The sequence below is a fragment of the Nodosilinea sp. E11 genome (genome assembly GCF_032813545.1).
GTDB lineage: Bacteria > Cyanobacteriota > Cyanobacteriia > Phormidesmidales > Phormidesmidaceae > Nodosilinea.
In genome coordinates, this window is the sequence record NZ_CP136520.1 from 3,127,796 (window position 1) to 3,141,271 (window position 13,476).

The window sequence follows — 13,476 nt, forward strand, 5'->3', positions numbered from 1 at the left end:
GGGTAGCAGCGTAATTGCCTGGGGGTATTCATTAGCACTTTGTATAGCCCTGTGCCCTGATCGCTTGGCACAACTCAACTCCTTCATATGGAAGGTGGGCTAAGAAGGCGTCAGAAACCCTAGTTTAAGACTAGGATAGGCAGTAGATTAGTGTGTGAGCTCAGTCCTTGAGATTCAAGCTCTGGCCCCTTGAGAGTTGGTAGCTTGTCATCTAGGGCACATTTGTTAGGTCCTTAAATGGTTTAAGTAATCTAGCCAGTGAGCTGATCTACAGCGCCTAGCCTGTCGGGCGAAACATCATTTAAAAATGAGGTCAAGCGACTTTCTCTTGCTCGTGCCTTATTCATCTTGTTGACCGCTGACCCCGCTAACTTCACTCTCTAGCCGTTTTAACCCCTAAAGTTGACCTTCTAAGCCACGAGGACCACCAGCGTGCTGTACCTAGCAGAAGTCCAAAAAAAGACCGGATTTATCGGCAGCGGCAAGCCTGAATTTAAGCTGTTGGCCTGCCAGCGTAGTGAAAATAGCTGGAGTGCTGTGACGGGTGACGAAAGTCTCACCGCTCCTGACGATGCTTCCTACAATGCCGGTGCCCTGGTGATGGTAGAAGTAAGCGGCAACCGCCAGATACAGCGTCACTATGAAGCTGGACGCACGCTTACCAGCATTTTGCAGAATTTTTCTAACCTAAGCAAGAAATCTAAAACTCAGGAAGAAGAAATTGAGCAGTGGAAGCAGTCGCTGACCTTTCAAAGTCAGGAGCTGAACCGACGTGAGCTAGATTTAGAAGCCCGCCAGGAGCAAGTTGAGCAGGCTGAAGCAGACGTTGAGCAGCTCGACGCCCAACGTCAGGAACTAGAGCAACTCCGCCAAGCCCTAGAGCAGCAGCAGGAGGAGTTAACCCGTAAAAACCAGGACTTAGAAGGAGCATGGGCTCACCTGAATGGCGAAATGCGCCGCCTAGAAGAACAGCGGGCTGAGACCAATCCAGTGGCTGGCCTGGATCCAAGCCAGGTGGCTAATCTTCAGGGAGCGCTCAATCGTCTCACCGAGGCTGTTATGCCCGTTGAGGCGCTGCGGGAACCGCTCACTCACGCAACTGATGGTTTGAACTATCATCAGGGGCTGCTGGGCGACTATCGGCAATCTCTTGAAGATCAGCGTCAGGGTTTAGAGCAGCGTCAGCAGGAGCTAGATCAGCAGGCTGGCCAGCTAAAACAGCGCTGGGCCGATTGGCGCCAGGCCGAAGCCCAATTGGTGGCCAAACGAGAAGATTTGAAGCTTCGGCAGCAGGTGATTAAGAGCCATCAAGATCAGGTTCAGGCGCTGTCGATTACCCTACAAGCCCAGGGTAACCTGCACCAAAAAATTTATGATTTGCTCAACACAACCGACAAGGTGCGGTTGAGCAAAAAGGTAAATGTAGCGGCTCTAGAGGCGATGGATCTAGAGCAACTCCAAACGATGGTCAGGGACTTGGAAACAGATTTGGAGAAAATGTCGCACTTTGTCTCTGATCAAGAAGAAGAGCTGACTCTGGAGCAGCAGGCCCTAGAAGAGATTCAGGCCAAAATGGAACAGGCTAGTGAGTTCGATCGCCTTCAGTTGGGTACAGAACTGGCTGAGGAGGAAGACCGCTACCAAATGCTCAATGCAACTCTGGTGGGACAGCGCCGCAACTTAATTGAGCGGGAAGAGGTGCTGAGCCAACACCAGGCGGTACTGCGGCGACGTCAGGGCCTAGCGGTGGAAGAAACTCCGGTCAGCGCCATTGATCTAGAACCGTTGCTCAACACCATTGATCTTCAGCGTCAGCAGACCACAGATACTATTCAGGCCTTAGAAGCGGAGATCAATCAAATTCAAACAGCTGTTAGCCAGCTCAAAAAAGACATTGAGAGCAGTGAGGTGGCTTTGGCTACCCAACGTACCGAGGTTGAGTCTTTTGAGGCTGATCTGCACCAGCAGCATCGAGATTTGGCGGGGCTCATGGGTAAGGTCGCGGTGTGCGAAGAGTTGATCAACCCGGCGCAGGAAAGCGTCAACGGTTTGCGGCAGTCCTTAGACAACTTAGCCGGTGCCGTGACCAAGCTTCAGGAAGTGAACGATTATCAACTCCAGGCGATCGCCGAACTTAGACAGACTGTAGTCAGCGTGGGCGCACCACAAATGGCGGCATCCTGATCTCTGAGCGCCGGTAGAGATGCTAGAGTCGGCTGGTGATGTCTAGGGAGCTACGCATGATCTGGGTCAACGAGCAAATTGATCCGTCTGGGATTATTTATTCCTGCATTGCCTGCTGTGATGAGGCTCAGGCTCAGGCCTGTCACCAAGAATTTCAAGACAACCTAACCGACGAGCAACGGGCAACGGGCTGGATTGCCCAACTGCGTCAGGTAGAGTCGTGGGAAGATGTGCCCGTCAATGCGCTGAAGCTAAGCTATTAGACTGCCTCCAGCGCTACAGGCTAGACCCGTCTCTAGCGGCTTGACTGCCGCCACCGCCACCGCTGATCGAGGAGGGTGCGGCTTAACACTCTGACCGGGTCATGGGTTTCACCAGAGAACAGGGCAAAATCTACAGGCCCCCAGGTTTGTTCAGCTTCTTCTGCTAGGGCCAGCAAGAACGGATCGTCAAGGGCGATGCGATGATCAAAGCGCAGGGTGAGTAGCGGCAGTCCTCGGTGACCGGCCCCCGTGACAATCCCCCAATCGTGCTGGTCTAACATCGCCTGAAGTGATTTACCGGCAGCGCGGCGAAAATGCTCTAGCTGCTGTTGTTTTTGTCTTAGTTCTTGCAGGAGTTGGTGGTTGGTCAACATCGTGCCTCTTCGCTAGTGGCAAGGGTAAAAACACCCTATATCCTGAGTGTAAGGGGCAGCCTAGCCTGTAGAGTTGAAGACTTTCTATTACTCTGTTGTTGTTGACTGTGTCGTTACTATTTTCTTTTTAGCGCTATGCCCAGTATTGAGTACATCAAACTTGACCAGTTCTTAAAGCAAATGCAGGCGGTTGGCACGGGAGGGCAGGCTAAGCTGATGATTCAGGATGGCGTGGTCAGGGTCAACGGCGATATTGAGACGCGGCGGGGACGCAAACTGGTGACGGGCGATCGCATTGAGCTAGAGGGGCAGACCTGGGTGGTTGACCTGGCTAACCTAGGGTAGTCGAGGCTGGCGGTGGGAAGAGGGCGATCGCCGTTGCTTGAGTAAAGTTCATAGATCTGTTAAGCCCCCTCGAATCTGGCCAGGAAAATGGGGATTGGATTGAGCGGGTATGAACAATAGAGCTAGATAAACTCGTCTAAAAACTGTTATTGGCTTTAAGAGTACTGTTATGGCGTTAAGCGATATTACAAAGGATCCAGCGGTTAAGGACAGAGTGGTGGCGGACTGTGCCCAACTCATCGATCGTCAGGTGGCGACCAAGGGCGGCCTAGGCGGCATGGCCCTTAAGGCCACCTATGGTGTGGTAAAAGGGGTAGGCGCAGGCTATATTCCTGGGGCGATTGAGCGCATCTTGCCGGAGGTTGTGGCCGCCCTAGAGCCAATGTGGGCCGAAGGGGTGCAGGCCGGCGATCCGGTGGCGTATTTGAGCCAAAATCAAGTTCAGGCCGCCGATGTCATTCTTGGTGTGACCGACAGCCGCATCGCCAATACCAACAATGGGTTGGTGAAGTCGTCGTACAGCAAACTGCGCCAGTCAGTCAAAGGCGATGTGGCGGGGGCCGTACCTGATCTGGCCCAGATTTTGGGTGCCTACAGCACGGTTGCCCAATAATCTAACTCTCAATGGGCTGAGAGCCAAGCCTGCCTTAGCCTTAGCCCATTGTTTGATAAAGCTGATCCCAGTAGGGCTCTGCAAATTTTACCAGCCAGTCTTTGATGTGATAGGTGGCGCGGCAGTCGTCTTCGTTGTAGCGCAGAATGGCGTCGAGATAGGTGCGATCGCCGGTTTCGGCCCAAGCGTTATACCAGCAGATCGACTGGGCTCCATTGGCTCCCTGATCGCGCCAGTCAAAGCCCATCCAGCGGGCGATGTGTTTGAGGGCGTAGCTCTCAATGGGTAGCGTCACCCCGTCGGTAATACATTTATGTATGTCAAAGAAGCGATCGAGCAGAGCCTCTATTTGGCGGTGGGGAGTGCCGTAGAGCTGCCCTAGCTTGCGCACCGTCTGTGCTTCGTAGGGGCAGAAGTGGTAGACCGGGGCGTGGGGATACGTGTGCACCAGATCGAGAAAATCATTCCAGGCGCGGCGCTCTTCGTGGTGGCTTTCGGCCAGTAGGGCATGAAAGTTGGTTTCGCCAGTGCGATGGTTAACCACCAGCACCCCATGGAGGTAGATCAGGTTTTGGTCAGGGGCCGCTTCGATGTCGAAGTAAAGTTCGATCTCACCTTCGGGCAAATCTTCAGGCCACAGGGGAAAGCCGTGGGGGGCGTGGGGGGCACTGCGGGGAATAGCCCGGTTGTCGCGCAGGGCCTGGGCCTGGTGTACCAGTTTTTCGGCTACCTGTTCGCCAAAGCCCGTTAGAGGAGCTAGGTAGGCGGGGCTGGCTTGGGCCAGGGCGGCCACGGTTGTGAGGTTGTGCTGTTTGAGAAACTCGTAGCGGGCCGGAGTGACGCCGGGCAGCAACGATAGGTGGCGGGTGGCTTGGGCTTCGGTGTAGCAGTGGCTAAACCAGTGGCACAGGTCGCAGCGACTGTGGGAAATAAACAATTCTGGGACGGTAACACCGCGTAGGTCGCGCAGGCAGTCGCTCAGCACCGTTTGTAGCTTAAGCACTAAGCGCCCGAGATCGATGCTGTACATTTGGCCACCACGGAGGGCCAAACAGCTGGCATCGGGCCAGACCCCTTGCACCCGCGACAACACGTAGGCGTGGTAGGCAGCGACTATTTGGTAGTCGAGCTTGGGTTTTTTACCAAGCTTAATATCGACGGGAACGTATACCCAGTTGCCCCAGCAAGACCAGCCAGGCTGCTTGATGAGTAGGTCGGGCTGGCTAACCAGCTGCACCCCGGGCAGGGCGGCATCGGCTACTAACACCCCTTGCTGAATGGCCTCAACTCCTTCTGCCATCAGATCTAGGGTGGCTTTGGCTCCGGTAGCCCAATCGCCGGAGTCAAATTCGGGTCGGTAGAGGGGGGAGTAGTCGGCAAACACTCGCTCTCGATGGCTCAGGCTGTCTTGGCGCAGTTTGAGCAGATAGTCAGAGGGAGGGGCTTGTTGGGCGCGATCGCCGTAAAGATCTAAAAACGCCCGCCGACTACAGCGCTGATAGTGAAACAGCACATCGTCGGTGATCCAGCGAATCAGCGGAAGATTGGGCGTGGTTACCTCAGGCGGAAGCTTCAGGGGACTGAGTGAGCCATCCCCTGAACTAAAACGTGACGGCAGGGGGTAACTAGCAGACAAAGCGCGTTGTGTGACAGAAAGTAAAACGAGAACCGAACGGGCTGATTGGCAGAGGCCTGTAAAAACCGGTGCGGAGCATGAGGTGGCAAAGAATGGCGCGCAAAGCGTGACTCAGCGATTTCTGTCGCTGATGCGTGTCAAACCAAAGCCAAAGAAGACCACAAGTCATGCCAACATTTAGGTCGTATAGACCAAAAAGACAGCGTTTACAACTACTCTAAAAGCTATGGTATACCCTATCGAGGTTTCCGGGGAGGCCGAGGTGGTTGTGGCCCAGCCAGGAGTCCTGGATGAGGGTGGCTGTGCGGTCGTTTAGACCGGTGAGGTGCCAAGCATGCTAAAAGACTGTGCTTGAAACAGCGGGTTCAAAAGGGCGATCGCCTACCTTAGAACTCCTAAAGGGGCTAAGGCAGTCCCTGTGGTATAGGGTTGAAAAGACCCCGAACCGAAGTCTTCAGCGTGAGCAATTCTCTGTCTAACCCATCGGTCGATAGCCTTGTGGCCCATCGCCAGCAGTTTCCGGCCCTAGTCGGCAAACAGTACTTCAACTATGGCGGTCAGGGGCCGATGGCCCAGGCTACCCTAGAGGCTATTTTTCAGGCCCACCGACAAATTCAAGCTGTGGGGCCGTTTTCAGGAGCGGCTAACCAGTGGATAAGCGCTGAAGCGGCCCAGACCAGAGCCGCGATCGCCAGTGAGCTAAACACCACCGCTGACACCATTGCCCTCACTGAAGATGTCACGGTGGGGTGTAACATTCCCCTTTGGGGGCTGGCGTGGCATGCTGGCGATCACATCTTGCTGTCAGACTGCGAACACCCTGGTGTGATCGCTGCCGTACAGGAAATCTGCCGTCGGTTTGGCGTCACCTACAGCACCTGCCCTTTGCTGGAAACCGTCAACGGTGGCGATCCGGCGGCGGTAGTGGCCCAGCATCTGCAACCCAACACCCGGCTGTTGGTGATTAGCCACATTTTTTGGAATACAGGCCAGGTGCTGCCGCTGTCGGCCATTGTGGCAGCCTGTAGCGATCGCCCCCAACCCGTGCTCACCCTGGTAGATGCGGCCCAGTCGGTTGGCTCATTGCCCCTAGATTTGCCTGCCCTTGGTGTCGATTTCTATGCCTTTACCGGCCACAAGTGGTGGTGTGGCGCAGCCGGTCTGGGAGGCCTTTACATCCGCCCAGAGGCCATGGCGCAGATGGCTCCGACCTTTATTGGCTGGCGGGGCATTGCCACCGATGCCGCTGCCAACCCCACTGGCTGGAAGCCCAATGCCCAGCGCTATGAGGTGGCCACCTCTAACTACCCGCTGCTGGCGGGGTTGCGAACTGCGATCGCCCATCAGACTGAATGGGGCACTGCTGCCCAGCGATACCAGCGCCTGGTAGACCTCAGCCAGCGGCTGTGGTCACAGCTGCAAGAACTGCCTGAGATTTGCCCGGTGCGGCAAACCCCGCCCGATTCTGGCCTAGTCTCGTTTTGGGTTTTGGAGAACGGTCAACCTTCCCCAGCCTGGCACAAGCGGCTGGTGGATGAGCTAGAAACCCAGGGCGTGTTTTTGCGCACTCTACAAGCGCCCAACTGTGTGCGAGCCTGCACCCACTACCTGACGCTGGAGTCGGAGGTAGACGAACTGGTAGAAAGCCTCAAAACTACGCTGCAAAGGGGGCTGAGCTAACGATCCCAGGGTTCTAGCCGCGTTCTTGGCTGCAACCCATCAGCTCGGAGCAGAACCCTGGGATCTGAGGTTCCTAACTACTTCAGCAACACCCGGTTTTGGTCAGAATTACCATCTAGGTGTCTACGCTCTGGGCTGTGGGCGATCGCGACGATGATCAACCTGCCCTGCCTGCTGGCGCTGAGTCTGTGAGGTTGGTTGTAGTAAATATAGCCATGATCACCTGGGTTAGGACATCCAGAAGCCCTAAGAACGTTTGAACGTTCAAACGTTCTTAAAGGAGATGTCTTGATTAGGCTGACCACAGCTATGGTAATTTTTTTAACCTAATCAATCTCTGGGTAGATTTGAGCTGACGTATTCCTATGCTAATCGTCTTTACAGAGACCCTAGGCAGCTAAGTTTACACCCACTCCTGAAGTATCGTTCCTCTATGCTTAAACCGTTCTCAACAGAGGGATCGATGCGACTGGCAGACTTTATTCTGGGGAACGTCGAGCCGATCTTGGCAGAATGGGAAATGTTTGCGCGCAGCCTCGAGTCTGGGGCAAAGATGACCAAGCCCGCCCTGCGGGACGATGCCGAAGCGATGCTGCGGGCAACCGCACGGGATATGCAAGTCGGCCAAAGCTCTGCGCAGCAGGTAAGCAAGTCTAAGGGGCACGGTGGCGCTGGCGGCGGCGCGAGCAACCCGCTCGACCACGCCTCGGTACGGCACGGTGTGGCCCGTGTGGGCTCAGGATTTGACATTGTGGAGGTCGTCGCTGAATACCGCGCCCTGCGCGCCAGCGTGCTCCGCCTGTGGTACCTTAGCGACCCGCAGCTCGACCTCAGTGCCATCGACGACATCACCCGCTTCAACGAGTCGCTCGATCAATCTCTTGCAGAGGCCGTCGGCAGCTACACCAGCCGTGTCGATCAGTCGCGCCGCATGTTTCTGGCTATTCTCGGCCACGACCTACGCAACCCGCTGAACTGCATCAGCATGGCCGCTCAACTGGTTTCGCGCACCACAGCCGCAGGCCCTGGCTCTGCCAGAGCGCTGGCGATGATCCAGACGAACACGCAGGCGATCACGCGGTTGATTAGCGACTTGATCGATTTCGCGTCGACAGGGCTAGGCAGCGCGATGCCGCTGACGTGCGGTCCGGTTGATTTGGAAGAACTTTGCTGCAAAGTCTGCGACGAATTTTGCCTTGCCTACCCGCAGCGCACGCTGCGCTTTCATCCAAACGGCGACCTCACAGGTGACTGGGATGCGGCCCGACTGCGCCAGGTTGTCTCTAACCTGATAGGCAACGCCCTGCAGCACGGGGCAACTGAAAGGCCAGTTGACTTATCGATCTCTTCAAATACATCAACCGTAGTCTTGAGCGTGCATAACGAAGGGCCGCCGATTCCGCCAGAGATGCTGGCCACGATCTTTGATCCGCTCATGCGCCATACCCTGCCAGAATCGACAGCGCAGCGGGTGCCAGGTAGCATTGGCCTGGGGTTGTACATTGTGCGCGAGATTGTCGTTGCTCACGGGGGTACGGTAGAGGTTGTCTCGACGGCGCAGGCAGGCACCACTTTTACCGTTCGTATGCCGCGATCGCACCCTGAAGACAACTCTCATGTCGACGCTCCAGCCGCGAGATAACCCACCGCTGGAGCGAACCGTCAGGCGGGTTTATTGGCTCCTACCAACGATCTTTGCCCATACGCTGCTGCCACTGACAACCATGGCAGAGCCTAATGCCGCAGTGTTGGCTCCACCGACCCGCTAAAATTGATCATGTCTGGCCCTAATTGCGTCACCCATTGAGTAGCCGCCTGCATGAACGCTTCTGTAGAGTTTTTAGATGAATACGATGTCGTCGTCGTGGGGGCGGGCCACTCTGGCTGTGAAGCAGCCCTGGCCTCGGCGCGGCTAGGCTGCCGCACGTTGCTAATTACCCTCAACCTCGACAAAATTGCCTGGCAGCCCTGTAACCCTGCCGTTGGTGGCCCCGCCAAGTCGCAGCTCACCCACGAGGTCGATGCCTTAGGGGGCGAAATTGGCAAAATGGCCGATCGCACCTACCTACAAAAGCGCGTGCTCAATAGCTCACGCGGTCCCGCCGTGTGGGCCTTGCGGGCGCAGACCGACAAGCGTGAATACGCCACCGTGATGAAAACCATCGTCGAAAACCAGGAAAATCTGGTGATCCGCGAGGGCATGGTGACCGACCTGGTGCTCGGCCCCAACGACGAAGTCATCGGGGTTGAAACCTACTTTGGTATGGCTTTTAAGTGCAAAGCTGTAATTTTGACCACCGGCACCTTTTTGGGTGGCACGATCTGGATTGGGGCCAAATCGATGGCGGCGGGCCGAGCGGGCGAATTTGCTGCCACTGGGTTAACTGATACCCTCAACCGCCTGGGCTTTGAGACCGGGCGGCTGAAGACGGGCACTCCAGCCCGGGTCGATCGCCGCTCGATCAACTTTGACGCGCTAGAACCTCAGCCCGGTGACGAAGACGTGCGTTGGTTTAGCTTTGACCCCGAGGCCTGGGTCGAGCGTGAGCAAATGCCCTGTCACCTCACCCGCACCACCGCAGAGACTCACCAGCTGATTCGCGACAACCTGCACCTGTCGCCGATCTACGGCGGCTGGGTCGACTCTAAAGGCCCCCGCTACTGCCCTAGCATCGAAGACAAAATCGTTCGCTTTGCCGACAAAGACAGCCACCAGATTTTTCTAGAACCCGAAGGGCGCGACATTCCTGAGATCTATGTGCAGGGCTTTTCTACTGGCCTACCTGAGACGTTGCAGCTGGCGATGCTGCGCACCCTGCCAGGGCTAGAGCGCTGCACCATGCTGCGCCCTGCCTACGCTGTGGAGTATGACTATCTGCCCGCTACCCAGTGCTACCCGACCATGATGACCAAGCGCGTCGAGGGGCTATTTTGTGCGGGCCAGGTGAATGGCACCACCGGCTATGAGGAGGCGGCGGCCCAGGGCTTTGTGGCCGGGGTAAATGCGGCCCGACTGGTGCGGGGGCAAGAGCTACTGGTGCTGCCCCGCGAAGGCAGCTACATTGGTACCCTGCTCGATGACCTCTGCACCAAAGACCTGCGAGAACCCTACCGGATGCTAACCTCGCGCTCTGAGTATCGGCTGCTGCTGCGATCGGACAATGCCGATCAGCGCCTCACTCCCCTGGGTCGAGAGATTGGGCTCATTGACGATCGCCGTTGGGAGACGTTTACCGACAAATATGCCAACATTGCCGCCGAAAAAGAGCGCCTGCACGTCACTCGTATCAAAGAGCATGATGCCCTCGGCCAGCAAATTGCGGCGGATACCGATCAGCGCATCAAAGGCTCGATTACCCTATCCGATTTGTTACGACGTCCTGGTTTTCACTACGGGACGCTAGAACACTATGGGTTGGGCCATGGCGATCTGCTGCGGGAAGAGAAAGAAGGAGCCGAGATCGATATCAAGTACTCGGGCTATATTCAGCGACAGCAGAACCAAATTGATCAGGTGGCTAAAAACACTAACCGCAAACTGCCCGAATCGTTGGACTACATGACCATAGAAACCCTCTCTAAAGAGGCGCGAGAAAAACTGAACCAGATTAAGCCTCTCACCATTGGCCAAGCCTCGCGCATTGGCGGTGTCAACCCCGCCGATGTGAATGCGCTGCTGGTGTATTTGGAGATGCGATCGCGCCGCGATCACTTACCTGAGCCTGTCGGTGCAAAACCCTAAGCAGCTGACTAGCGCAGCAGCTGGTCGATCATCCGATTGGCCTGGGCTTCGTAGCTGCCGCCAAACAAATTGAAGTGGTTAATGACGTGATACAGGTTGTACAAAATTTTGCGGGTAGCGTAGCCTCCCTCTAAGGGGTAGGCTGCATTGTAAGCGCGATAAAACGCCTCCGGGAAGCGGCCAAACAGCTCGGTCATGGCCAGATCGACTTCGCGATCGCCATAGTAAGTCGCCGGATCTAAAATCACCGGTTCACCCTCGGCAGTCACTGCCGCATTGCCCGACCACAGGTCGCCATGCACCAAGGCTGGAGCTGGGTGGTGACTAGCTAACAAATCGGGGAGCGCCATCAGCAGCTCGTGCTGTCGCGGAAACCGCCCGCCGCGACGACCCGCCAGGCGAAACTGGTGGCGCAGACGCTGTTCTCGGTAAAACTCCAGCCAGGTCTCAGTCCAGGGGTTGGGCTGGGGGGTAGCCCCAATGGTGTTAGTTTGCCGCCAGCCAAAGCCTTGGTCGCTCGTGACCCGGTGCATAGCAGCTAGAGCGCTGCCCATCGGCCCCCAGGCCTCGCCACTGCCGCCCAGGTCGAGCCATTCCATCACGATATAGGCTGAACCATCTACGGTGCCCCAGCACAGGGGTTTGGGCACCCGAATCGTCTGGCTATCATACATCTCGCTGAGGCCCAGGGCTTCGGCCTCAAACATAGCTACCTGCGATGCCTGGTTGAGCTTGATAAAAAACGCCTGGGCACCGTCGTTGATCTGGTAGGCCTGGTTAATGCACCCACCACTCACCGATCGCCGTTCTTGAATGGTGAAGGCTTGCCCGGTTTTGGCGCTGATATGCTGAGCGATCGCAGTCCACATGCTCTCCTCACCTGATGATCGATTGGCCTAAGCTGGGTGCACCGCGAGAACCCCGTAGGCCTCGCTCGAGAGATGGCTCTGGGCGGCCTCTAGTACCTCGTCTACGCCCAGCTGCTGAATATAGGCCGGGTAGTTGATGCCGTCGGCAATATCGCCCGTGAGGGTGTGGTAGTAGCCGTATAGCCCGGCGCGATCGCTGGGAGTTTCGTTAGCAAAGATAAACCGGTTAGCCACCTGGGTCTGAACCCGGCGCAGCTCTGTCGAACTGACCCGTTGCTGGGTCACGGTGGCAATGTGCTGAGCGATCGCTGCCTCTGCCACCTCTAAGTGCTCAGCCGGCAACTGCGCCGAGATCAGAAACGCCCCCTGGTGAGCCAGGGTCATGTTGTTGCAGCTGATGCTAGTCACCAACTTGCGGTCTTCTCTCAAGTCGCGCACCAGGCGTGAGGTTAGCCCTCGCCCCAAAATTGAGGCCAAAATATCGAGCCCGTAGGTGTCGTCTAGCTGGGCCACGCCCGGTACTCGCCAAGCCATCACCAATCGAGCCTGGGTGAGCGAGACATCGGTATGGACCGCCCGCTGCACAGTGGTAAACGCAGGCTCTAGGTCGCCGGGCAATAGCGGCTTAAACCGCTCCATCGAATTAGACTGCGTGGCTGCTGCCGCCGTGGCTCTCTCGGCCATAGCTCGCTCAAAGCCTTCTGCCACTGTTGCAATCAACGTCTCGACGGGTAGGTTGCCCACCGCGATCGCCGTCATGCTCTGGGGCTGGTACCAGGTGCTATGAAACTCACGCATTTGCTGGGCAGTTAGCCCCTCCACCACCGCTGCTGGCCCTAGCACCGGCCGGTGGTAGGGTAGACGCTCAAACACCAGCTCCATGGTGCGGGCGTAGTTGCGGCGACGCGGGTTGTCGTCGGCCCGGCGAATTTCTTCTAAAATGACGGGGCGTTCTCGCTCAAAGTCTTCGTCGCTAAGGCGGGGAGCCATCACCATCTGAATTTGCAGGGGTGCTAGAGCGGCAAAATCTTGCGGTGCCGTAGTGACGTAGTACTGGGTGTAGTCTTGGCTGGTTGCGGCATTGGTAAAGGCCCCTCGATCCTCGACCCGGCGCTCAAACTCGCCGCACTGAAGTTGCTGAGTGCCCTTGAAGATCATGTGCTCTAGAAAGTGAGCCATCCCGTTGATGGCATCGCTTTCCACTGCCGAACCCACTCGCAGCCACAGGCTTAGATTGACCACATCTAACGGCATTTGCTCAGCAATCACGGTCAATCCGTTGGGCAGACGGCGAATCGTAGGCGACACCAGACGAGAAGGCAGATCAGCGGTCGCAGCGAGCAAAGCCATAGAAATAATTAGGACCCTGGCAAAACGTTAAGCTTCGAATATCTTAACGACTGAATCGCCTGGCTGGGAAAATCTGCCGGATTCTGCCCAGGTCTGGTTGAGCGCGAACCGGCGATCGCCAGCCTGAAAAGAGATTGAATTGGGGCATTGTTCTGTGAATGGGGCACAATCCTAGAACTAAATGATTCATAAGTCTGAAAGTATTGTAGATTCCTGGTATGCGGACTGTTCCGGGGAGGTTACATGGGAACCTGGATAAAAGAGACAGACATTGCGATTTACCTAATGCAGGGAGGTTATTGGATCTCTCGCATCACCAAGTATCCCTCTACCAGCAACCCTAAGGAGCAGGTAGTCAATATTGGCAGTCTTAAAACGTGGTTTTTGCGGGACGATTATCCCCGTGCCATGACTGTGTCC

11 protein-coding genes are annotated in these 13,476 nt (G+C 56.4%); 7 read left to right on the forward strand and 4 right to left on the reverse strand.

Going from position 1 to position 13,476, the window contains the following annotated elements; genetic code table 11:
* Positions 1-432 precede the first annotated feature (432 nt).
* Positions 433-2,184, forward strand: a complete 1,752-nt coding sequence (hmpF, locus tag RRF56_RS15960) for a pilus motility taxis protein HmpF (RefSeq protein ID WP_317034164.1) — start codon at positions 433-435, stop codon at positions 2,182-2,184.
* A gap of 38 nt (positions 2,185-2,222) precedes the next feature.
* Positions 2,223-2,447, forward strand: a complete 225-nt coding sequence (locus RRF56_RS15965; protein ID WP_317034165.1) for a glycogen debranching protein — start codon at positions 2,223-2,225, stop codon at positions 2,445-2,447.
* A gap of 32 nt (positions 2,448-2,479) precedes the next feature.
* Here RRF56_RS15965 and RRF56_RS15970 read toward each other — a convergent pair whose 3' ends face one another.
* Positions 2,480-2,821 (reverse strand): hypothetical protein, encoded by a 342-nt coding sequence (locus RRF56_RS15970; RefSeq protein ID WP_317034166.1) that lies wholly within the window; start codon positions 2,819-2,821, stop codon positions 2,480-2,482.
* A 135-nt stretch (positions 2,822-2,956) separates the two neighbouring features.
* On the opposite strand from RRF56_RS15970, the gene RRF56_RS15975 reads away from it, so the two are divergent.
* A complete protein-coding gene (locus RRF56_RS15975; protein ID WP_317034167.1) occupies positions 2,957-3,166 on the forward strand; it encodes an RNA-binding S4 domain-containing protein in 210 nt (69 codons plus the stop codon).
* Positions 3,167-3,335: 169 nt separating this feature from the next.
* Positions 3,336-3,779, forward strand: coding sequence for a DUF6918 family protein (locus RRF56_RS15980; RefSeq protein WP_317034168.1), 444 nt, complete (start codon positions 3,336-3,338; stop codon positions 3,777-3,779).
* Between the two features lie 40 nt (positions 3,780-3,819).
* Here RRF56_RS15980 and RRF56_RS15985 read toward each other — a convergent pair whose 3' ends face one another.
* Positions 3,820-5,415: a TM0106 family RecB-like putative nuclease gene (locus tag RRF56_RS15985; protein ID WP_317034169.1), complete on the reverse strand. Its 1,596-nt coding sequence runs from the start codon at positions 5,413-5,415 to the stop codon at positions 3,820-3,822.
* Positions 5,416-5,874: 459 nt separating this feature from the next.
* On the opposite strand from RRF56_RS15985, the gene RRF56_RS15990 reads away from it, so the two are divergent.
* From RRF56_RS15990 to mnmG, 3 genes are all read left to right on the forward strand, one after another.
* The gene (locus tag RRF56_RS15990; protein WP_317034170.1) at positions 5,875-7,095 is read left to right on the forward strand and encodes an aminotransferase class V-fold PLP-dependent enzyme; all 1,221 of its coding nucleotides are present in this window, start codon (positions 5,875-5,877) and stop codon (positions 7,093-7,095) included.
* Positions 7,096-7,825: 730 nt separating this feature from the next.
* On the forward strand, positions 7,826-8,737 hold the full coding sequence (locus RRF56_RS15995; protein WP_317034171.1) for a HAMP domain-containing sensor histidine kinase: 912 nt from the start codon (positions 7,826-7,828) through the stop codon (positions 8,735-8,737).
* 177 nt (positions 8,738-8,914) lie between these two features.
* Positions 8,915-10,837, forward strand: a complete 1,923-nt coding sequence (mnmG, locus tag RRF56_RS16000) for a tRNA uridine-5-carboxymethylaminomethyl(34) synthesis enzyme MnmG (RefSeq protein ID WP_317034172.1) — start codon at positions 8,915-8,917, stop codon at positions 10,835-10,837.
* An 8-nt stretch (positions 10,838-10,845) separates the two neighbouring features.
* On the opposite strand, the gene RRF56_RS16005 is transcribed toward mnmG, so the two are convergent.
* Together RRF56_RS16005 and RRF56_RS16010 are read right to left on the reverse strand one after the other, a co-directional pair.
* The gene (locus RRF56_RS16005; protein WP_317034173.1) at positions 10,846-11,706 is read right to left on the reverse strand and encodes a fructosamine kinase family protein; all 861 of its coding nucleotides are present in this window, start codon (positions 11,704-11,706) and stop codon (positions 10,846-10,848) included.
* Between the two features lie 27 nt (positions 11,707-11,733).
* Positions 11,734-13,056 carry a pitrilysin family protein gene (locus tag RRF56_RS16010; RefSeq protein WP_317034174.1) on the reverse strand — a complete coding sequence of 441 codons (1,323 nt, stop codon included), beginning with the start codon at positions 13,054-13,056 and terminating at the stop codon, positions 11,734-11,736.
* Between the last annotated feature and the right edge of the window lie 420 nt (positions 13,057-13,476).